Below are 22,124 nucleotides of genomic sequence, written 5' to 3' on the forward strand. Positions count from 1 at the left end.
CCTTTAAATGCTTTTGTAAGTAAATGCCATGTACATCGTTGCCGGATACCGGGATTGCTTTGGATCCTGAATTGAGATTCTGTTGTCTTTTTCCGGCGACCTGATAGTTTCCGATCCACTATGTCACCAGCATTACTTTCCGTTCGTCAGCCCGTTTTTATTTTATCAATTGTTATTCTGATGCTTACCCTAGGTATGATCTCGTTAAAAGGTCTTCCTATCGATTTGTTTCCAGACGTCACCTTCCCAACCGTCGTTGTCCAAACAACGTATGGTGGTGCGGGTCCTCAGGAAATTGAAACTGAAGTTACCAAAGTTTTGGAAGATGAACTTGCCACGATCTCTGGCGTGCAAAAAGTTTCTTCGCAAAACATGGATTCTGTTTCTGTGGTGATGGTTGAGTTTTCTTTGAAAACGAATTTGAACTTTGCCGAACAAGAAGTCCGCGCGAAAGTTCAAAACGTGATGCGCGAACTCCCTGATGACATCGACCAGCCGGTTATCCGTAAGGTCTCCCCTTCTGATGCTCCCATTATGTACATCACCCTTCTTTCTGATATGGAAGACGGAAAATTATACGACTTGGCTAAAGAGGTGATCTCTCCGCAGTTCGAGCAAGTCCCGCAAGTGGGTCAAGTTGAAATCCTGGGTGGTCGTAAGCGCGAAATCCATGTCAGCCTTGATTACAATAAATTGAATGCCGCCGACGTTTCCGCTACCAGCATCAATGGGGCTTTGCAATCCGGTGGGCGTAACGTTCCTGCAGGTAAAATCGACGAAGGCAATACACAGTATTCTTTCCGTACGATTGCGCAATATCAGTCCATTGCTGAAATCGGTAATACGGTTTTGCGCTTGGCTGACGTCTATCACCCGGTTTCAATCAGCACTTTAGGTAAAATCACGGACACCCTTCAAGATGAGTCCACTCGCACCCGCTTGAATGGTAAAAAGTCAGTGAACTTTGCGATCTATCGTCAATCCGGAGCAAACTCCGTAAAGGTTGCCGATGACATCCGCGCCAAAGTCACAAAGATCAACCAGCAGCTGACGGATCAAAACATCGCAGCCTCCATGAAAATCACTCAGGACACGAGTAAGAAAATTCGCGACAACGTTTATGACGTGTACGAATCCATTTTGTTCGGTGTGATTTTAACCATCATCGTGGTTTATTTCTTCTTGGGCTCAATGAAATCGACATTGATCACAGGCTTCGCTTTGCCGAACTCCCTTTTGGGTGCGTGTATCGTGATGGGTATCTTTGGATTCTCGATCAACATCATGAGCTTGCTTGCGATGTCGTTAGTTGTAGGTCTTTTGGTGGATGATGCCATCGTGGTGCGGGAAAATATCTTCCGTAAACTTGAAGCTGGCATGTCCCCTAAAAAGGCTGCCGTGGTCGGTACACAAGAGGTGACTCTTGCGGTTATCGCGACAACTCTAACCATCCTTGCAGTTTTCGGTCCGATCGGAAACTTGGAAGGTATCGTTGGTCAGTTCTTTAAACAGTTTGGTTTGACGATCTGTTTTGCGATGATCGTATCTTTGTTTGACGGTTTGTTCGTGGCCCCGGCCCTTTCAGCTTATGTTGCGGGTTCGCATTCCCATGCAGAGCCGACTTCTAAATTCGGTATTTGGAACAAGAGAGCCTTGAAAGCTTTTGATCGCTTCCAATCTCGTTTGGAAGAAAAATACGTCAAATCCCTTAAATGGTCATTGGCTCATCCCATGAAGACGATCCTGGGTGCGATCGGGATCTTTATATTCTCTATCTTTATCGCCCGCTTTGTACCATTCACGTTCTTACCACCGCAGGATAACGGTGAATTCTTTGTGATGTTCGAGCTTCCTCCGGGAGCGAGCCTTGACGGTACCGATGAAGTTGCCAAAACTCTCGAAGACCGCCTGAAAAAACACAAAGAGATCGAAGATGTTCTAGCCCAAATCGGTTCTTCCAATGGTGAAGCTCACAAAGGGAACTTGTACATCCGTCTGGTACCTTCAAAGCAGCGTAAGAAAAATACGACGCAAATGAAGGAAGTTCTTCGTGAAGAGTACAAAGACCTGCTTGCGAAGTATAACATCATCGTGACCGACAATCCGGGTCAGCAGAACAGCCGTCAGTTCAACGTGAACATCGTCGGTCAAGATATGAATGCTTTGATCGATTACTCGAACAAGGTTTTGGCAAAATTGAAAGAGAACCCAAGTTTGTCCCAACCCGATACTTCATTCCGTGTGGGTAAACCAGAGTTCCAGATTAAAATGAAGCCTGATATTGCCAGAATGTCCGGCGTGACTTTAACCAGCATCGGTAATGAGCTTCGTACTTTGATTGAAGGTCTCACACCAGCGATTTACCGTGAAAATGGTGTGAGCTATGACGTGCGCGTTCGCTTACAACCGGATCAACGTGACTTGCGTAAAGAGTACGGAAACTTGAAAGTTCCGAACCTGAACAATCGCTTGGTTCCACTGGCAAACGTGGCGGAAGTGAAAGCATCCCAAGGTCCTTCCCAAATCCTGCGTGAAAACCGCAATCGTTACATCCAGCTTTCTGCCGATATCACTCCCGGTGGTAAAGGTATTGGTGGGGTGATGACGGAACTAACTGCATTGACTAAAGGTGAACTAAAACCACCGGCAGGCGTGACATTCAGTTTCGTGGGTGAAGCAGAACGCTTTGCGGAGCTTATGCAAAACATCCTGGTCTCTATGGGCTTGGGTGTGATGTTTATTTATCTGGTTCTAGCGAGCTTGTATGGATCTTTCATCACTCCAGTGACAATCATGGCCGTAATTCCATTGGCAGCCTGCGGAGCCTTCTTAAGCCTGTTTATCACACGTTCAAGCTTCGACTTGTTCTCGATGATTGGTTGCGTGATGTTGATGGGTCTTGCGACGAAGAACTCGATCTTGTTGATCGACTCGACGATGGAGCAACAAAAAGAAGGTAAAACTCCGAATGAGGCCTTGGTTCATGCGGGCTTCACTCGTTTGCGTCCGATCATCATGACATCGCTTGCTTTGATTGCGGGTATGATCCCTGTTGCGATCGGCCTGAATGAGGCTTCTAAATCCCGTACGAGCTTAGGTATCGTTGTTATCGGTGGTACAATCAGTTCCACATTGCTGACACTTTATGTGATTCCAGCTCTTCACTTGTACGTCCATAGATTCTCGGTTTGGTTCATGGCGAAGTACCACAAAGTCTTCGGCCACGATGCGACTGAAGTTTAATCTCGACACAAAAAAAGGGAGCCCTTTCGGAGCTCCCTTTTTTATTATATTTTTCTAACAGGTACGGACTTACCTCGAATCAGATGCTGAGTGTTTCAGCCAATTCTTTTTATCAGCAGCGCGATAAAGCACTGGCAAAACAATCAATGTCAAAAGCGTTGAACTGATAATCCCGCCAATGATGACCGATGCCAGAGGTTTTTGAACTTCCGCTCCCATGCTGGATGAAACCGCCATGGGCAAGAAGCCAAAGATATCCACCAATGCCGTCATCAAGACCGGTCGTAAACGTAAGGAAGCACCTTTTTTCACCAGGCTCTCCCCACTTTCACCTTTCTTACGAAGTTCATTAAAGTAGCTGACTAAGACAACTCCATTTAAAACAGCAATCCCAGAGAGAGCAATAAATCCCACGCCCGCGGAAATACTGAACGGTAATCCTGCGATGAGCAACCCCAGCACCCCACCAATAAGGGCGAGCGGAATACAAAGAAAAATCAGTGCCGTTTCAATCCAGTTTTTAAAGGCAGCAAAAATCATCAAGACGACTAAAAGCAATGCCAAAGGCCCCAACAACATCAAACGGGATTTTGCCTCCTGCAAATTTTTAAAGTTTCCGCCCCATTGCACATAGTATCCCGTCGGAAGTTTGACGGCCTCAGCGACTTTGACCTGCGCTTCTTTGACAAAGCCCTCGGTATCTCGGCCGCGAGGATTGATCAAAATCGCCAACCGGCGCTGAGTTTGTTCACGACTAAAGGAACTGTGTGATTCTTTAAAGCCGATGGTGGCAACAGTGTGAAGAGGTTTCGTTAAGTTCGTTCCCACTCCGACAGGTAAAGATTTAATCGCATTCAAATCCTGACGATGCTCTTCATCCAGGCGAAGCACCAACGGCACTTGGCGAGCACCCTCATAAAACACTCCCAACTGCTCACCGCCCATGGCAAGGCTGACTGTTTGCATGACTTCTGCGGAAGAAAGACCCAGCTTGCGCAAGGCCTGACGATCTGGAGTGACTTCCAGAACATTGACCATACCTTTGCCTTCAAGTTCGACATCACCGGAACCTTCAATCTTTTCCAGGATCTCGACGATCTCCTGAGCTTTTTGTTGCAGGACTTCCTGGTCTTCACCAAAAATTTTTAAGGATACATCGGCGCGGGTGCCCTCCATCAATTCATTAAAACGCAATTGTATCGGTTGGCTCATTAAAACAGTTTGGCCGGGAACTTTCTCCTGGAGTTCTTTTTGGATCGCAGCGACCAATTCCTCCTTGGTGCGTTTCTTTCCTTCTATGCGGGGCCAGTCTTTCACCGGTTTTAGCATCACGAAAGTGTCTGCGATATTGGGTCCCATGGGATCCATGGAAATCTCGGCCGTTCCAATGCGCGCAAAAACATCTTTAACTTCGGGGAAAGCTTGAATAATCTCATGGGACTTTTCCTCCATCGCCACCGAGTGTGACAGTCCCACTGAAACCGGACGGATCAATTGCACTGCGAGGGATCCTTCGTTCAGCTGAGGTAAAAACTCCCCTCCCAATCTGGAAAAAAGCACACCACCTAAGACCACCGCGATGATCGCACCTGCCATTATGGCCCGTTGAGTTTTTAAACTCCAGGCAAGAGCAGGTTCATACCAGGTGTAAAGCTTGTGCATAATCCAGGGTTCTTTGTCTTCGACTTTTCCTTTTAAGAGCATAGTCGCCAGTGCCGGAACGAAAGTGAATGACATGATCAGTGCGCCTAAAATCGCGAAGATAAACGTCGATGCCATCGGGATGAACATCTTCCCCTCAATGCCAACAAACGCAAAGACTGGCAAAAAGACCACGACCACGATCAATTCACCGAAGCCTGCACTGGTACGGATTTCTGTGGTGGCCTCGTGAATGGTATCATCCAACTCTGACTGCGTAAGGCTGCGCTTAAGAGTTTGGGTTTTATCATGGACGTGACGAACACAGTTATCCAGAACGATCACCGCGCCGTCGACAATGATCCCAAAGTCCAACGCTCCCAGGGAAACCAGATTTCCGGAGATACCAAATCTTCGCATCAGAATAAATGTGAATAAAAGAGACAGTGGAATCACGATCGCCGTGATTAAAGCGGCTCGGAAATTCCCGACTAAAATGAATAGAACCAGGATCACCAAAAAGGCGCCCATCAAAAGATTATGTTCCACTGTTCTTAAAGTCGCATTTACTAACTCCGAACGGTTGTAAACGACTTCAATCTTATAACCCTCCGGCAAGGAGTGCTTTACCTGCTCCATCTGTTCAGACACGCGCAAAGCGACCGTGCGACTGTTTTCTCCTAAAAGCATCAACACAGTCCCGACCACGACTTCGCGACCATTGTGCAAAGAGGCTCCCGTGCGGAGTTCCTTACCGATACCAACAGAAGCAACATCGTGAACGGTAATGACTCGGCCATTTTCCAAAGTCTTAACGGTGACGTCTTCGATATCTGCAAGCGATTTAAAAACACCGATCCCCTGAATTAAAAATTGGTCCCCGGTTTGTTCAACATATCCTCCGCCCACATTTTGATTGATATTTGCGAAGGCATCTTTGAAATCATCAAAGTGCAAGCCATAAGCCGCCATCTTTTGCGGATTCGGAGAAATCACAAATTGCTTCTCGTAACCCCCAATGGAATTTACCTCAGCCACACCTTTGACATTTAATAGACGCGGCTTAATGTACCAGTCTTGCAATGCACGAAGTTCCATCAATTGCTTGATCCGACGCTCACCTGTTTCGACTTTCTCGGCTTCGACCACATAATGATAAATTTCACCGAGTCCGGAAGTCACAGGTCCCATCTCTACCTTGGAGCCTTTCGGGAGTTTATCCGTCACGCTTTGCAGTCTTTCAGAAACCCACTGACGCGCGCGATAAATATCGGTGCGATCCTCAAATACCACCGTCACTTGCGAAAGTCCAAAGCGGGTTAAAGACCTAACTTCTGTAACACCGGGAATCCCATTCAGTGCTGTTTCCACGGGGCGGGTCACCACACGTTCAATTTCTTCAGGACCCAGTGCCTCCACTTGAGTGTTCACTTGCACCTGAGTGTTGGTAATGTCAGGAACAGCGTCAATGGGAAGCTTAGTAAAAGAGTACCAGCCAAAAATCCCGACGACGAAGGTAAATAAAATCACCAGCCAGCGATAGGAGATGGACAGACGAATCAGTTTAGAAATCATGCTGCCTCCTAGTGACTGTGGCCTGCGGGCTCTGAATTGAGTTCTGATTCAATGATACGAACAAAATGCGTGCCGTGAACCACCACTTCGTCTCCGCTTTGAAGATCCTGGGTTGTGAAGGTGAATTTATCTTTATCCAGTTTCACCATTTGAATTTCGATGAACTCTAAAGTGTTACCGTGTTTTTTATAAATTCCGGTACGATCTTTGACTTGTACCAAAGCTGTGCGTGGTAAGATCCACGGACTTTTACCAGTGACGTTGGCAAACTCCACTTTTAAATGGGATTTGGCCTTGTCTGAAAGTTTTAGGATCTTTTCTTTTTCTTCGTGGCCGTGCTCATCGTGATGTTCTTCGTGCTGTTTTTCAGCACTTTTATTGGTATTGTAAGACCACGCCAAATTCGCAGTGAAAAAAGATATCGCAAAAAATAAAAGGTAATTTGATTTATTCATTATAAACTCTCCGATAAAATACGACCGTCTAACTTGTAGATGGTCCAAAGTGCCTGCAGGGTTTTAAGCTCGCGCTCCTGCAAAGTTTTAATCAGCTCTGCATTAGAGCGTTGGGCCTCAATGGCAAGACTTGCCGGGATCAACCCGCTCGCAGCGAGTTTTTGATTTTTACGATTTTCCTGGTCAATCTCATTGAACTGGGGACTTTGATTTAAAGCCTTCAGACTGTCTTCATAGTTATGCAGAATTTCTTCTCGCTCGTGGGATTGAACACGTTCGGTGATTTTCAAAAGTTCCTGGGATCTTTGTACGCCCCGTTGTGCGGCTTTACGACCGCCACCATTGACATTGAATAGAGGTAACGGAAAGCTTAACTGCAAACCATAAAGGTTTGCTTTGTCATTCCCCTCTTCTTCCATTTGTACCATGGGCCCAATTGCCAATACCGGCCACGAACTCGCCTGCTCCTGACTTAACTGAGCCTCAGCTGCCATCTGCTCAGCCAGGGCCTTAGCTTTCGCAGGAGACTTGATCTCGGCAGATTCTGCCAGTGTCGGCCATTTATATTGATTGGGCAAAACTCCCTTGATTTCTTCATAGGAATTTCCCGTGGCCATATGAAAGTAATGCGACAATGATCGTCGTTCCTCTGTAATGGACAGTTCACGAAGCTTGGCTTCTGCTAACGCCATTTGGAAAACCGACAGGGAAACCCTTTGCTCGGGAGAAAGAGCAGCCCGACGTTTTAAAGAGTTAATGCTATTTTGATACGCTTGAATCGTACGTTCACTGCTTTCCGCCTGTAATTTCAATTGATACAGCCGATACAGATTTATCACGGTCTCAATCATGATATCTGCGCGCACTTCTTCAAACTCCGCACGGGTGCGATAGGTATGGGCTTTTGCCAGATCAATTCGCGCACTGCGGGCGCCACCCAGTTCTAAAGGTTGCATCAGAGAGATCTTAGTTTCCTTTCGGGAAACATTTCCCATCTCCCCCGCTACGGATTCAAGATTCAGACTGGGATTAGGGATTTGAGCCTCTTTTTTTTCGACTTCGCTTTGGACCTGTTCATCTAAAAGTGCCGCCCGAATACGTGGGTGGTTTTCACTGGCGCACTTTAAGATATCCATAGCCGATTGAGGAAGGGGGCATTCAGGATGGCTGCCATGCTGATGATGGCCAGCCTCTTTTTGCTCATTCGCTGCATATCCTTTGATGCCCATGAAAATTAAATAAGTACATAAGACCCACGCCATGGGCCTTGTTATTAAGAACTTCATTATTGAACTCCGAAATCTGACGTTCAAAAAACGCAGACGGAAATACGTAATAAACTGTGATTGCAAAAAAACGGCAGAAACGCCGTAAGTGAATTATGCTCGAGGAGGTTCTTTCAGAACCGTGGGATCAATATCCGAATAGGAATGAATAAACTTAGAATCATGTGCTTGTGCTAAATCGAAGCCAAACTCGGGAGTCACAAATGTGACAACGCCGTGCTGATTGCATTGTGCCTGGCAGATAACACAATCATCGCAACGAGCGGCACAATCATCAGGATGTCCCGCGATAGTTGCAACTGCTTTGCTTTTAGTTTCCGAAACATGAGATTCAGTGCTTTGCGAAAGTCGCTCGATGCAACAGTCATCAAACTGAGACGCATAGCCCACACTCCAAGCACTGAAGAGGCTGATTAGGAACATCATCTGGATGGCTAAGGCGCGAATCATGAAATCAATCTATGTGGTTTCCGGGAGCTTGTAAACCCATTACCGCAATGCGCACTGGACAGTGACTCAGACAGAGACTAGCCTAAACATATGAGTTTTACAGCCATTCAAACAGCCGGTCTTGCAGCCCTTGTGGTCTATTTTGGTCGTTACTTGAAATCCAAGTTTCACTTTATAGATAAGTACAATCTTCCTTCGCCCGTGGTGGGTGGCTTACTTGTGGCCATGGTGATTTCATTCTTAAAATCACAGAATTTATTTTCCATCGAGTTTGATAAAACTTTTGAAACGACATTGATGATCGCTTTCTTTGCGTCTGTGGGCTATGCCGCCTCTTTCAAATTGTTAAAGCAGGGAGGCCGCGGCGTATTTTATTTTCTTTTGTTAGCCATTGCCGGATTGATTCTGCAAATCGTGGCCGGCATGAGTGCCGCAAAAATCATGGATCTCAATCCTTTGGTGGGAGTCTTAACCGGACCTGTTGCTTTAACCGGCGGCCCCGGTACCGCGTTGGCTTTTGCTCCGGCATTTGCAGCTATCGGAATTGAAAACGCATCGGTGATTGGACTGACCACGGCGATGGGAGGCATCGTATTGGGTGGCCTGGTCGGCGCTCCCCTTGCGACCTATTTAATTAACAAAAGAAATCTAAAAAGCGATAAATCGGCGGTAAATGTGAAAGTCGATGACTCTCAGCTTTTAAAATTCGTTCCGGGTCGCGATCTTTTATATCATGCCTTGGGTCTTTGCCTGATTTTAGGTTTAGGAACCACGCTGAGTTCCTGGATCAGCTCATTAGGTGTGACTTTACCGATCTATATTGGATCAATGGTAATCGCTGCTGCTTTTAGAAATATTGAAGATGCGACATCGGTTTTCAAAATCAAATCGGAGTGGATTGAAGAAATTGGCTCCGTATCACTGACACTCTTTATCGCCATGGCCATCATGAGCTTAAGACTCGAAGAGCTGCAAAACGCTGCCGGTCCGATTTTGATATTCTTGCTGGTTCAAACTCTATTGGTTGTATTAACGGCGTTGGGTCCGGTGATGTGGATTGCCGGGAACAACTATGAATCTGCGGTGATCGCTGCCGGGTATACAGGATTTATGATGGGAACAACAGCGAACGCCATGGCCAACATGCAGTCCTTGACGCAAAAATACGGACCCGCACCCAAAGCGTTTTTGATTGTGCCTTTGGTGGGATCTTGCTTCATTGATTTTATCAATGCGGCGGCCATTACTTTTTGTCTTAACGTCTTTCGATAAGTTTTCCATTTATAAAAACCGAATGAATCTTTTGAGTGTTGGTAATGTCTTCCGTAGGATCGCCATCTAAAATCAAAAGATTCGCCTTCATGCCTTCGGCGATTCCCGCATAGTCTTTGGCAATACCCAGGATATTGGCGTTGTTGACCGTAGCCACCCGAATGGCTTCGGCGGGTGTCAAACCGGCCTCAACCAAAAGCTGCAATTCGCGGTGTTCAGAAAATCCTTGGATGCGTTGTAAGTTCGCTCCGGAATCAGTGCCCAGTCCCACGACGATGCCCGACTTATATAATGTCATGACGTTTTTCATTGCCATTTTTAGATCTTCACGGGAGGAGGCTTTGGATTTATAGGTTTTATTCAACCAATCTTCAATACCCGGATCCAAGGCGCCCCGGAAAAAATCTTCTTTCATCCACGCAGGTTTTTCTGCAAACACGAAACCTGCTTCATCCAGTGACAGTGTCGGAATATAGGCGATGTTGTGCAGTTTCATTAAGGACATCAGCTCCATGTCGACTGGCTGATCACGAATACTATGCCCAAACGCATCCACCCCTGCTTGCGCCAGCAATTTTGCATCCTCAAGATAGTACACGTGAGCCACCACCGGAATTTTATTTGTATGGGCTTCTTGAATGATAGCCTGATAGATCTGCGGTTCCATTTTCTTTTTCATGGAGTGATCAAAGTCATCCACCCAAATCTTAATTACATTCGGTTTTTTAGCTGCAAGCTCTCGGACTTGTTTTCTTGCTTCGGCGACATTTTTAGGACGGTACACTTGGTCGATCCCCATGGCCGCGGGTGGTGCTCCACCAGGAACTCCGAATCCTCGACCGGCGGTCAAAACCAAAGGCAACGTGCTGTCGGTTTTTTGACTGTTGGCGCGAATATTATAAATCACATCCAAGTCCGTCCCCAGTGACAGAACCGTGCCGACGCCATATTTTGCAAATTTATAGAGCTGACGAAGGTCGTTCACTTCATTTATTTCGCGAGAACCCGATTGCACACCATTCGTCATACCCAAATGGACATGAGACGACATCAAAGTTGGCATGATCGTCTTACCCTCTAACTCAAATACCTTGGTTCGTGTCGGAAGGGGCTCTTTCGCATCCAAGATGGCCTTAATGCGATCGTCCTTAAGGATGATATTCACATTATACCGCGCCGGAGTTCCCATTCCATCAACCAGGCGCGCCCCCTTCAGAATGGTTAAGTCCTCTCCAAAGAATTGTCTGGGTTCAGACTTATGGGAGCAGGCCGCAAAAAGAAATGCTAAAAAAAGAACCGTGACCTTTTGGCGCATGGGAATCCCCTTTCATACAAAAGTTAATTATAAAAGAAGACTGAAAAGAGCTGAAACCCTGCTGTCGAAAGTTTTAAAAGACAAGTTTTGCTTCGTAGTTCGCACAAAACAGAATACAATTGACCCATGTGGCTCATTCTTAAACTTCTTTTTAGCGCTGTTGCGTTTGCTATCCGTTTTAGCAATCGACGCATCAAAATCGTTGCTGACAATAAATCTATGCACGATGGCATAGAACTCTTCACGAATGTGATGACAAACAAGCAGGGCACCGTGCAAGCCACTTCGTGGAACCGCGTTTTTCCCAGCAAAGTCATTTTCAAACTCACTCGTGAATCCAAGATGGACCGCTTTTTTAAAAATTGGGGTCTGGCTGACGAAATCCAGACTCAAGATTTAATTTTCGATGATTTGGTTTATATCGCCTCCGATAGTTCTTCCTTCATGCGCAAGATTCAGCATGATCGAGAATCACGTCGCCTGATCATGGAGCTTTTTAATAATGGCTGTGAATATATTTTCTGCGATGGAAATCTTTTGCGAGTCCATTTCCATGGAGACCACCGGGTCGATGTGAGCTCGGCAAATCTATTGGCAGCGCTTTCCAAACAACTTGAAGAAATTCAAAGACAGCCCAAAGAATTTGATCCGTTTTTCATCAAAGCACTTATTGCCGAAGCCTTGATCTGGAGCTTCGCGGGCTACAGTCTTTCAAGTCTGATGCAATGGGCGGTTCTTCACGAAGACGTTTATATAAACAGTAATGCGATGGCAAAAGTTGCGTTGATATTCGCGGGGTTTTTATCCCTCAGCTTGATCGTTCTGATTCTTTGGGTTTTCAAAGGATCTTCCCGCGGACACCGAATTATCATTGAAGGCGTGTTGATTTTAGCCTTCAGCATTCCCATCGGCGGCATCGCACTTTTCTCTGACATCAATATTCATCTGGATCGTTCACCCAGCACGATCATCGAAGCTTCCGTCGAAGGTCATTATACGCAAATGCATCGCCGTCGTCGCGGAAGACACTATATCACCTACCACATCCAAATTTCTCCGAATCCTCCCGCGCAGGAAATCATTCTGCCCCTGGATATTACGATCTCTTCGCAACTGTATGAACAGTTGCAACTTGGAAGCAAAGTGCGTATCGAAATCGGCCGAGGAAAATTACATCAGCCGTGGATTCGTAGCATCATTGCTATCTAGCATTTGCGATTTCTTCAAACCGCAGAATCAGTTGTTGTATTTGAACAACCGGAATTGGCAGACAGCAACGACAGGTAGATCTTAGATACTCCAACTAAAAAGGAGTATTTATGTACAATAAATCAAATAGAAACGAAAGCCGTCGTCCTTACTCATCACAAGGATCTTATTCTTCAAGAAACGAATCCCGCTGGAGTGGTGACAGAGATTCACAACGAGGAAATTTTTCCAGCTACAATGAAGATGAAAACGCCCGTGACTATAACATGGAAGGCGGATCCAGCAGCCGTCGTGACTGGGACTTTGAAGGCGGTACACGCGGAGCTTACGGCCGTGGCAGCAGCAACAACAATAGCGACATTCGCTATGGTTCCGATCGTTACAATTCCAACGAAGACCGTTATTCAAATAACTGGCAGGCAACCAGCGACTACGACACAAACTCTGGCAATAGTCGCGATTACAACAGCCGCAACCGCATGAACTTCGGCCGCGGTGGTGATTCTCGTTCTGATCGTGGCGACTATCGCAGTGATCGTGGTTGGGATCGTTATGGTTCAGACCGCAACAATCAAGGCTCGTCTTATGGTCGCAGCTATGAAAGCTCGCGTTTTAACGAAGACAGAGAATCTGACTCTTCACCTAGCTATGGCAGTTACAGCAGAGACTATAGCTCTCAAAATTATTCAGACCGTGACTATACAGGCTCTCAATCTTATTCAGGCCGTGGCGATCGCCTGCGTGAAGACAGCTATGGTTCTTCCCGTGGTGGTCAAGGTCGTGATGAAGCCCGTCGCAGCTCAAGCAGCGCAAGCTTTGAAGGCCGCGGTCCAAAATCTTACACACGTTCCGATGACCGTATCAAAGAAGACGTATGTGACATGTTGACTCGCCATGCAGAAATCGATGCAAACGACATCGAAGTTGAAGTAAAAAATGGCGAAGTCACTTTGTCCGGCACGGTGACAGAACGTCGAATGAAGCACATGGCAGAGGATTTGGCAGAGCGTGTTTCTTCAGTCAAAGACGTAACAAATAACATTCGTGTTCAAAAAGAATCCACGCATGACTGGTCGTCTTCATCTTCACAAAATGAATCCAGCGCCAGCGAGTCTAGCACGGACGGCAGCACTTCTTCAGCGAAAGGTTCGTCCGCGGGAAAGCGCGCAAGCTCTAGTTCGAGCACAACTCAAAATCCGAATCACTAAGTTCAGTCGAAGATCCCGCTGAAAAGCGGGATCTTTCTTTAAAGGAGACAGCCTATGAAAACTCTCGTAACTCTTTCCGCATTGACTATGATTGCGGCGTCAGCGGGCGCACAAACTTCTCAAAACGATCCCTATAGAACTCAACAGCAGCAGCAAATGGCAAACCCTGGTACCTATCAAGGGAATAATCCAAATCCCAGCCAGACAAATCCAAGCCAAACCAATCCTGGGATCAATCGCCCAAGTCCGATGAGTGGGAGTGCTTCAGCGCCCACAAATTCCACAACAGATACCATGAGAGATTCACAGAACACCAATTCCAATCCATCCAATCGCAATTGGAACACGAACTCTTCGCCATCATCAAACAACATGCCCAATACAAATCAACTTCCGGGCAGCAGTGGAGCGCCGATTTCTCCAGGCTCTCCGAATCCAAGCTCTCCGCCCGCAGGTCGTTAAAAATAAAAAACCCCGGTTCAAGCCGGGGTTTTCTTTTTGTGGGCTTTTTGGTTTAGCGTTTGATCGTTTCGACTGAAACAGCTAACGCTTCAGTGTACTTGGCTTCGATCTGATCGCCCTTTTTCAATTCATCCAGAACGCTTTGATCTTTCACATGGAAGCTGATCGTACGACGAGGACCTTTGACCGTCACTTCCTGTTTCTTTTTATCCACTTTTGTTACAGTACCCGTCGCAGACAGCTGTTGCACCACGTGACCGCCTGGTTTTTCTCCTGGCGCTGCACGAACGATATCAGTGGTTGCTACCACCCCATTATCCTTTTTTTCTTTTTTCTTAAGTTCCAACACCAAAGATTCCATGTAGTTTACTTTAAGGGTGTCGCCTTTTTTAATTTGGTCGAAATTTCTAATTTCTGGGCCTGCGACGACGGTCACGTTTTCACCATCTTCAGGTTTAAAAGTGATCTCGCGAGTCTTTTTATCGATTTTAACTACCTGCGCGCGGGCTTCGATAGAGCCCGTTTTTTCCAGAGTATTTGGTCCCGTTTTCTGCATTTCATTCGCAGCAGAATCCGAATAATCGGCAGCCGCATGAACCGTTTGCGAAATTGCGACAGACGCAAGAACACCAAGAGCCAGTTTTAAAACCTTCATTTCAATCTCCTTTGATTGTTTGTCCTAAAATCGACTTCATTATCTTATTTTGATTACTAAACAAAAGCCTCTTAGCTTCGATTTGAATGCATAAAAACAGGGAACATCCATATTCTGATCAAATCCCGACATATTTCCCAAATTGAAAATCAAGATTGAGAACACTTCCGACATACTTTCCTGTACGGAACAGAAGTCCTGTCGGTAAACAACCGATAAGTTCTATGTGTGTTTTTTGGTGATTGTTCCCATGGAAGATATGGTTCCTCGATTAAAGGAAGAGTCGAAAAAGTATCCCCCACCATGGGAGGAGTCAGTTGTAAGGGCTCGCGGGACTCGCGAGCCCTTTTTATATTCCGATTTCAGAAACGGGAATGAACTGAATATTTAAGTTATAAACTTCTGTCGTTTGTTCTTTGGCCATAAGTGCTGTGACCTTGCTTTTAAACTCACGGATCAGAGCTTTGACTTCAGAGATTCGCTCCATGTCCACGGGCAGAGTCAAAGAAGAAACGTCTCTTTTCATCACGTCGATTCTATCGACATTTTCAATGGCTTGACGGATACATTCGATATTGGCTTTTCTGACCACTTCTGAAGGAATGTCTATGAGGGTCGTCATCGAGGTGTAGGTATTTTTGAATCTGCCGGCCTCATCCCTGTTGAACAATCCCTGCTTGAGCAAATGTGCAACAACTTCGGCTGCGCGCTTCTCAGAAATACCCAACTTCTTAGCCAGCCAGGGAATGTCGGACCGAAATGTGGCGGTCTCTGCCAGCGCCATTAAGGCAAAGTATTCCCAATCACTGACCAGGGCAAATTCATCCTCTGATAACAAGCGCGTGCTCTTAGGACGAACTCTCTTACGGCCATCTACTCGAAGGTACGCTTCACTTTCTACCAAACGCAAAAAATAGTCCGCTTTTTTTTCATCGAAGGTCAGTTTGGCTATAATTTTTTTTGCCATTTTCAAAGTGATGGGATGCTGTCCCTTCATGATTTCATGAAGTCGACCACTGGAAACCTGTAGTAAGGCCGCAAAGGCTCTGCGAGAGAATCGTGTATTTTTACTGCGACGAGCCTCATATTCAGCCACAAGGATTTCATACGAGTGAACTCGAGCCATTAGCTATTACCGCGATTAAAGCCTGAAGTTTCTGATTTCATAATCATAATTTCAGAGGAAAGATTTTAACCCAGCAACGAAATTCGATTTTACCATTGGCAGTCAAAGGTCATACTGTTCCAATTTTTGGGAACGATTTAGGGAGCAGTCTCTTTGGGAACAGGAACCAATTCCCGTCGCGGCAATGAGCCCTGATTAAGTAATGCCTTTACTGCTGCTGCGGTCGCTACGATATCGATGGCGCGACTGCCACTGTTATCAGTCGCATTCACATCGACGCCAAGTTTTACCAAGCGCCCTACACAAGCCTCCGAGCGACAATAGTAAAGCGCTGTCCGGCCATATTTATCGACAGTAGAAACCGACGCTCCATTTTTGACCAACAAATCTATCAACGAAGATTGTTCAGCAGCACGAGAAAGCGTCGTATGACCGGTACTGATCGCATCTGCATTTGCACCCAACGCTAAAAGAGTTTTGGCGGTGTCGTAGACGCGAGAGACTTGATAAGTACTGTCTTCAAGATTCGACAGAGCCGAATGAAGCGGATGGATTTTGCCATTTCCAGTGACATTGATTACGGCACCTCTTGCGACCAAAACTTTTATCGACTCTATTTGACCGGCCATAGCCGCCACATTCAGAGGGTAATCCCAGGTCTGGGAAAAGTTTGGATTGAATCCTGCTTCGATTAGCGTATTTATAACTTCGACACGTCCCAAGGCCGCGGCGAAGGCCAATGGAGTAAGAATAAAAAACTTTTGACTCGAAAGTTCTGGAAGCAAAGGCTCATAGCGATAAACCAAGACCTGCTCTGTATATCCTAACTGCGGAGCGAGGAACCGAACACAGTCCAATTTGTTTTCATAAATCGCTGTGGCCATTCTGTCTGAGACAGCTCTTAGCGGATCCAAAGAGCATTTTGGTGTGGGATACGTTTGCAAAGACGAATCGCCTCGAGCTTGGTAATAATCAGCGATCTGAAAAGAAATACGATAATCTGATTTCTCCCCATCATTGACTTCAAAACCTGCCAACCCCGCATACTCATGGTGAATTAACACATACTGATCTGATGCCATCGCATTCATGAAGCGATCGACGTTACAAAGAATACGCGGAGTTCCCTGCCCATCTGTGAAATTCAAACACGTTTTTTCAGCGGCTCCCACCGTCAAGACCGTCTCGGTGCAACTGACTGTCGCGGTCGACATTTGAGTGAGCATCGTGCGAGCATACTGCTCATGAGTAATTCCATAGGGAAGCTTTAACGACGCCGACGCCCCTTTAATAACCCAATTTTCAAAATCAGCGCGAATAACGGCGATACGCATTTCACACTGATCGCCCCCGTTTCCACGGTCTTGGCCATCGATAAAATGTCCATAGGCAAGCGATGATAGAAAGCTTAAAACCAATACTAAAACTGTTTTCATAAAGTCCTTCTTGTCGAAACCGGTACCAGCTGAATATTCAAATTATAAACTTCGGTTTGATTTCCGACTTCCATCACGTCGGCCATTTTATGACGGAACTCCTGAATGATCTTTTTCGCCAGTGGTAACTTCTTAAGATCGATGGCCATGGTGATGCTGGTGATATCACGCAAGTCTGTCGGAGTTTCATTCAGGGATAAAAGGGCTTGCTCAATACTTTGACGATGAGAAATGCGTAAAGCCTGGGAGTCTAAACCGTTTCCTGCACGCACGCTCTTATTAGTCTTTTTCATTTTCGAACCGTCGAATTCGATCGCGCCCACGTTGCGAAGACGGTTTAAGGCTTCCTTAGCCTCTAAAGCGGAAATCCCCAAGCGCTTGGCAATCCATTTAGGATCCGCTTGGAAATCTCGGGTGTCGGCTAAGGATAAAATCGCAAAGTGATACCAATCAGCCAGAACCGCAAAGGCATCATTGGAAAGAAAATGATAGTCGCTGCGATCAGAGAAGGTCAGATTTCGGGGCTGCGACTCCAGCAAATTGTTTATTTCTGTCAAACCCAGACGCTGGGAGATTTTGACTTTCATTTTTTTACTGAGGGGACGCTTCCCAGAAATAAGTTCTGAAAGTCGACCTGGAGAGATTTCCAGAAATTCGGCAAAGGCGCGCAGAGAATAGTTTTTATTGTCTCTTTTACGACGTAAGAGTTCTGTTTTAATCAGCTCAACCATAGTCAAATCCCCGCGAGAGAGAGGGACATAACCGGATAAAGTCTCGGAATCAATGCTTTTGAAACATAGTGTTCCCATTTTCGGGATCACTTTGTTAATGGGGGCTTTAAACTGTTCCCATGATGGGTTTAAAGCCCTTTTAGACAGAATTTAATGTCAATTCAGTTTTCCCCGGAGCAGGATTTCAACCACGATACTCAAAGCCATTTCATCTGCGTTCCGAGCCCCAATATCCACGCCAGCAGGCAAATAGACAGGCTCCTTGGCCATTTTTTCTGCAGACCGGTTTAAATGCCTTACGATGCTGTGAGCGCGCTTTTCATCCCCCACAATAGCAACGTGGGAGGATCGCGCAATCAGAGCGCAAGCCACCAGATCCAAGTCCCTAGGGGATTGAGTGCCCACGATGACGATTTCGTCCGCGCGAAAAACCAAACTGCTTAGATCGGTTTCAATGCGAGGTTGAAAATCCAAAAGCATCAAATGTCTTTCAAGACTCTCCGTCAGCCGAGATCGTCCATACAGCACACATTTTTTTGATTTCAGTGGCGGTTGCTCTATCCACGGAGTATCGGGAATGATCACCTCGCGAAGACTGCGCATATTGCGGCTACGTGCCTGCGCAATCTCGGCCGACATCTGAATCAATACATCCGCGAATTCAATTCCATCCATTTCCGTGGTGTCGTTAATCTGCAGGCGCCATCCATAGGTCGCAGCCAGCCCGTTCGCCGCTGCCGCAAACTTTAAAGGAATGTCGACTTGAATCGTTTCACCGACCGGAACTCTTTCAATGCCGAGGCTAAAAAAATCCTCACCCATGTTGTGACACCAGCGTGATTGAAAAATCATCTGAAGGACCTATATCTGTCTCATAGGAATTGCTTGCCACTTCTAATGGCGCAACTCGCACTGGATAGCGTTTTAACAGATATGAACAATCATAGTCACCGTCTTCGAATTGCAAAATGTCAGGAATAAATTCCCGCGGAATCAACATAGGCTGCAAATTCAAAGTTCGCCCCGAAGGGTGAACGATGCTTTTACCCAGTTGCGATCTAAAAAGACGGATCATATCCTGCAAAACACTGACATCCTGATTGATATCATCCGCGCGCAGAATCAAAACACCGTCGCAGTATTTACGCAAATGAGTTAAGCCATTGCGGATGGAACTATGCTGTCCCAGGGCAGACTCGGCATTGTGAGTGACCTTTAAGGGAAGATCTCGAAGAGCTTGGTAGTAAGCCTCCGTATCCTGATCCGTCACCGTAATGACCTCTTCAAAGGGAATACTTAAAATATCCAGAATGTTTTCTCGGATCAGGGTTTTCCCAACGACGGGAGAAAAACTTCCTGCAGCTATTAGAACGCATGAAATTCGGCTCATAACCAGTTCCTTTTTTTAGAAACTAGGATACGTTCCAGGTGACCGAATATCTAAGAAGACCTGCGGAGACTGTTAAAAGTCCTAGTGTGCCTCACCGCCACCGCCGCCTTTGACTTTATCGCAAAGTAAAATCAAAACGGAACTCGCGATCAAAGCGATGGCAACTGTCTTAAAGCAATCATTGAAACTGAGTAAGTTTGCTTGTTTGCGAACCAACATATCGACTGTTGCAAGGGCCTTGTGATGGGCCGTCGTCACATCCGCCCCACTGCTTATAAAGAAGTTCTGCAAATCTGAAATTCGCTGCTGAGTATTTTTGTGAAAAAGGCTGACACCTTCTGTGAGCATGGCCGAATGAAACTTTTCACGGTGGCTCATCATCGTCCCTAAAAGAGCAATCCCGACAGAGCCTCCCAGATTTCGAAGCATATTAAATAATCCCGAAGCCGAGCCCACATCTTGCGGGGCTACCAGGCCCGTTGTAATAGTCGAAAGGGGAATCATCAATAAGGGTTGGCCCATGGCTCTGACAATTTGGGACCACATCAACTGGTCATAACCAACGTCAGCCGTTAAGTGACTGTTCATCAAACAGCTGATACCGAAAATATTTATACCCACAAAAGCCAGCCAGCGCGCATCCACCCGAGCCAGAATCTTAGGTACAAAGGGCAAAATCAAAAGTTGTGGAATCCCCGCCCACATCATGGTGCGCCCGATGTCGATGGAGTTATAACCTTGAATAGTCGCAAGATAGAGCGGCAACAGATAAAGCGCTCCGTACATCGCCAGACCCACCACAAAGTTGACCAGGCATCCAAAGCCGAAATTTTTCTGCATCAGCAGACGTAAATTGATAAATGGATTTTTAATTCGCAATTCAATCACCAGGAAGGCCACCAGGAATACGACGGATAAAATCGCCAACCACACGATGGTTGTCGAATTAAACCAGTCTTTGCGCTCTCCTTCTTCCAGAAAAATCGTCAGCGATGAAAGTCCAATCGCCATAGTGATAATTCCCCAGCGATCGATTTGCTTTAAAAGTTCCAGTTGCTTGGGTGCCTTATCGATTCCGAAATAAATAGCCGCCATCAAAAAGATGCCGGGAATCAGGTTCATATAAAACACCACAGACCAGTGAAACATCTGAGTCAGATAACCGCCCACTGTGGGACCGATGGCAGGCGCAAACGTCGCCGTGATCGCAAACATCGCCATCCCCACGTTGCGCTTGGAGGGTGGCATTCTTAGGATCACCTGAAAGGCGAGAGGAATTAAAGCTCCGCCCGTCGCCCCTTGCAACGCACGGAAGACAATCATCGATTCCAGATTCCACGCAAGGCCACAAGCCACCGAGAATATCAAAAACAAAATCGATGTCCAAGTCAGATAGGTTCGCAAAGAAAGAACCCGGGTCAACCACCCACTGATGGGAATAATCACGATTTCTGCAACCAGATAGGAAGTGGAAATCCAAGAGCCTTCTTCTAAGGTGGCGCCTAAGCCCCCGGTGATGTCACGGATAGAAGCATTGGTGATTTGAATATCCAGGATGGCCATGAAGGCGCCCAGCACGGCACCGAACACGGCGAGCCAGGCTTTGAAATCCATTTTAGGTTCAGCGCTTGAACCGTGAGCAACAGCTGTAGACATTAGTGAATTCTAACGGAGACTTCTGTGGACATGCCGGAGATCAGCTTATCTTCGTAGCCTTTCATATCTTCTTTATCAAAGACGATTTTAACGGGAATACGTTGCACGATCTTAGTGAAGTTTCCTGTCGCATTATCAGGAGGCAAAAGCGAGAACGTGGAGCCCGATCCTGGAGAAACGCTATCCAAGCGACCTAAAAAAGATTTGCCAGGAATGGCATCGACTTTAATTTCGACTTTTTGCCCGGGCTTAAAGTGGCGAATTTGATTTTCTTTAAAATTCGCTTCGATCCAAGGTTCTTCTTCGATCAATGCCATCAACGGTTGCCCTGGTTGTACCAGTTCCCCTGTTTCGACATTTCTTTTACCGATTTTGCCATCTTCAGGTGCAACGATCGTTGTGTATTCCAGTTGCAATTGTGCTTTTTGCAGGTCGGCTTCGGTGACTAAAGCATCGGATTGATATTGATCGAACACGGGTCGCTCCGAAGGCCCCAGATTTTCGAAACCATTAAAGCGTCCTAAGTCCCGGTGGGATTTTCCATAACGTGCCTGAGCGGCTTTCACTTGAACTTCATAGTCTCTTTTATCCAGCCGAACCAGAACATCACCTTTTTTAACGTGCTGATTGTCCTGTACCATCACCTCAACCACGGTTCCGATGATTCTGGGGCTGACCGTATGCAAGTGCGCCTTTACGAAGGCATCATCAGTGCTTTCAAAGAAAAAGATATTGTAGCTTGCGATGGAAATCAGAATCAAAGCCGCGATGCCGCCCCACTTGGCGATCTTTTTCTGCTTGGGATTTAAATTGATTTTACCCAAGGGGCTTTGCTTGATTTTTTCTTTAAGAGCCGGGGAAACAAGTTTTTCGGAAAGAGAACGAAACGTTTGCGCCCATTGCGGCGTTGCTACTGAAGACATAGAGAACACTCCATCTGGAATGCCCTTGGTTTAACAAATGTCATTTACTAAGGCAACTAAGCTTCGGGATTTATTTACCGAGGCCCCAATA

At 46.3% G+C, this 22,124-nt stretch carries 18 protein-coding genes; 5 read left to right on the top strand and 13 right to left on the bottom strand.

Annotation, left to right across the window (positions count from 1 at the left end; translation table 11 throughout):
• Window positions 1-120 precede the first annotated feature (120 nt).
• Window positions 121-3,243 (top strand): efflux RND transporter permease subunit, encoded by a 3,123-nt coding sequence (locus ACLSU7_RS07265; protein ID WP_413294893.1) that lies wholly within the window; start codon window positions 121-123, stop codon window positions 3,241-3,243.
• A 69-nt stretch (window positions 3,244-3,312) separates the two neighbouring features.
• On the opposite strand, the gene ACLSU7_RS07270 is transcribed toward ACLSU7_RS07265, so the two are convergent.
• The 4 genes from ACLSU7_RS07270 to ACLSU7_RS07285 form a co-directional block, all read right to left on the bottom strand.
• Entirely contained in the window at window positions 3,313-6,459 is a 3,147-nt protein-coding gene (locus ACLSU7_RS07270; protein WP_413294894.1) for an efflux RND transporter permease subunit, read from the bottom strand.
• A gap of 8 nt (window positions 6,460-6,467) precedes the next feature.
• Window positions 6,468-6,914 (bottom strand): hypothetical protein, encoded by a 447-nt coding sequence (locus ACLSU7_RS07275; protein ID WP_413294895.1) that lies wholly within the window; start codon window positions 6,912-6,914, stop codon window positions 6,468-6,470.
• Window positions 6,914-8,200, bottom strand: a complete 1,287-nt coding sequence (locus ACLSU7_RS07280; protein ID WP_413294896.1) for a TolC family protein — start codon at window positions 8,198-8,200, stop codon at window positions 6,914-6,916. Before ACLSU7_RS07280 ends, ACLSU7_RS07275 begins: the two co-directional genes overlap by 1 nt.
• 93 nt (window positions 8,201-8,293) lie before the next feature.
• Window positions 8,294-8,650: a hypothetical protein gene (locus ACLSU7_RS07285; RefSeq protein WP_413294897.1), complete on the bottom strand. Its 357-nt coding sequence runs from the start codon at window positions 8,648-8,650 to the stop codon at window positions 8,294-8,296.
• A 90-nt stretch (window positions 8,651-8,740) separates the two neighbouring features.
• Here ACLSU7_RS07285 and gltS point away from each other — a divergent pair, with 90 nt between their 5' ends.
• Window positions 8,741-9,922 (top strand): sodium/glutamate symporter, encoded by a 1,182-nt coding sequence (gltS, locus tag ACLSU7_RS07290; protein WP_413294898.1) that lies wholly within the window; start codon window positions 8,741-8,743, stop codon window positions 9,920-9,922.
• Here gltS and ACLSU7_RS07295 read toward each other — a convergent pair.
• Complete coding sequence (locus ACLSU7_RS07295; protein ID WP_413294899.1) at window positions 9,906-11,237, bottom strand: amidohydrolase family protein; 1,332 nt, start codon at window positions 11,235-11,237, stop codon at window positions 9,906-9,908. The genes gltS and ACLSU7_RS07295 overlap by 17 nt on opposite strands.
• 126 nt (window positions 11,238-11,363) lie before the next feature.
• Here ACLSU7_RS07295 and ACLSU7_RS07300 point away from each other — a divergent pair, with 126 nt between their 5' ends.
• From ACLSU7_RS07300 to ACLSU7_RS07310, 3 genes are all read left to right on the top strand, one after another.
• A complete protein-coding gene (locus ACLSU7_RS07300) occupies window positions 11,364-12,446 on the top strand; it encodes a hypothetical protein (RefSeq protein WP_413294900.1) in 1,083 nt (360 codons plus the stop codon).
• 110 nt (window positions 12,447-12,556) lie between these two features.
• Window positions 12,557-13,654, top strand: a complete 1,098-nt coding sequence (locus ACLSU7_RS07305) for a BON domain-containing protein (protein ID WP_413294901.1) — start codon at window positions 12,557-12,559, stop codon at window positions 13,652-13,654.
• 54 nt (window positions 13,655-13,708) lie between these two features.
• On the top strand, window positions 13,709-14,116 hold the full coding sequence (locus ACLSU7_RS07310) for a hypothetical protein (RefSeq protein ID WP_413294902.1): 408 nt from the start codon (window positions 13,709-13,711) through the stop codon (window positions 14,114-14,116).
• Between the two features lie 52 nt (window positions 14,117-14,168).
• Here ACLSU7_RS07310 and ACLSU7_RS07315 read toward each other — a convergent pair whose 3' ends face one another.
• From ACLSU7_RS07315 to ACLSU7_RS07350, 8 genes are all read right to left on the bottom strand, one after another.
• Window positions 14,169-14,771, bottom strand: coding sequence for a hypothetical protein (locus ACLSU7_RS07315; protein ID WP_413294903.1), 603 nt, complete (start codon window positions 14,769-14,771; stop codon window positions 14,169-14,171).
• Between the two features lie 349 nt (window positions 14,772-15,120).
• The gene (locus ACLSU7_RS07320) at window positions 15,121-15,867 is read right to left on the bottom strand and encodes a TIGR02147 family protein (protein WP_413294904.1); all 747 of its coding nucleotides are present in this window, start codon (window positions 15,865-15,867) and stop codon (window positions 15,121-15,123) included.
• Between the two features lie 167 nt (window positions 15,868-16,034).
• Window positions 16,035-17,333 (bottom strand): ankyrin repeat domain-containing protein, encoded by a 1,299-nt coding sequence (locus ACLSU7_RS07325; RefSeq protein ID WP_413294905.1) that lies wholly within the window; start codon window positions 17,331-17,333, stop codon window positions 16,035-16,037.
• Entirely contained in the window at window positions 17,330-18,064 is a 735-nt protein-coding gene (locus ACLSU7_RS07330) for a TIGR02147 family protein (protein ID WP_413294906.1), read from the bottom strand. The genes ACLSU7_RS07325 and ACLSU7_RS07330 overlap by 4 nt, the downstream gene beginning before the upstream one ends.
• 156 nt (window positions 18,065-18,220) lie before the next feature.
• The gene (locus ACLSU7_RS07335) at window positions 18,221-18,886 is read right to left on the bottom strand and encodes an XdhC family protein (RefSeq protein ID WP_413294907.1); all 666 of its coding nucleotides are present in this window, start codon (window positions 18,884-18,886) and stop codon (window positions 18,221-18,223) included.
• Window positions 18,879-19,454: a nucleotidyltransferase family protein gene (locus ACLSU7_RS07340; RefSeq protein WP_413294908.1), complete on the bottom strand. Its 576-nt coding sequence runs from the start codon at window positions 19,452-19,454 to the stop codon at window positions 18,879-18,881. Before ACLSU7_RS07340 ends, ACLSU7_RS07335 begins: the two co-directional genes overlap by 8 nt.
• 81 nt (window positions 19,455-19,535) lie before the next feature.
• Window positions 19,536-21,110, bottom strand: a complete 1,575-nt coding sequence (locus ACLSU7_RS07345) for a DHA2 family efflux MFS transporter permease subunit (protein WP_413294909.1) — start codon at window positions 21,108-21,110, stop codon at window positions 19,536-19,538.
• Window positions 21,110-22,033, bottom strand: a complete 924-nt coding sequence (locus tag ACLSU7_RS07350; protein ID WP_413294910.1) for an HlyD family secretion protein — start codon at window positions 22,031-22,033, stop codon at window positions 21,110-21,112. Before ACLSU7_RS07350 ends, ACLSU7_RS07345 begins: the two co-directional genes overlap by 1 nt.
• Between the last annotated feature and the right edge of the window lie 91 nt (window positions 22,034-22,124).

The sequence above is a fragment of the Bdellovibrio sp. HCB185ZH genome, from assembly GCF_047302455.1.
Lineage (GTDB): Bacteria > Bdellovibrionota > Bdellovibrionia > Bdellovibrionales > Bdellovibrionaceae > Bdellovibrio.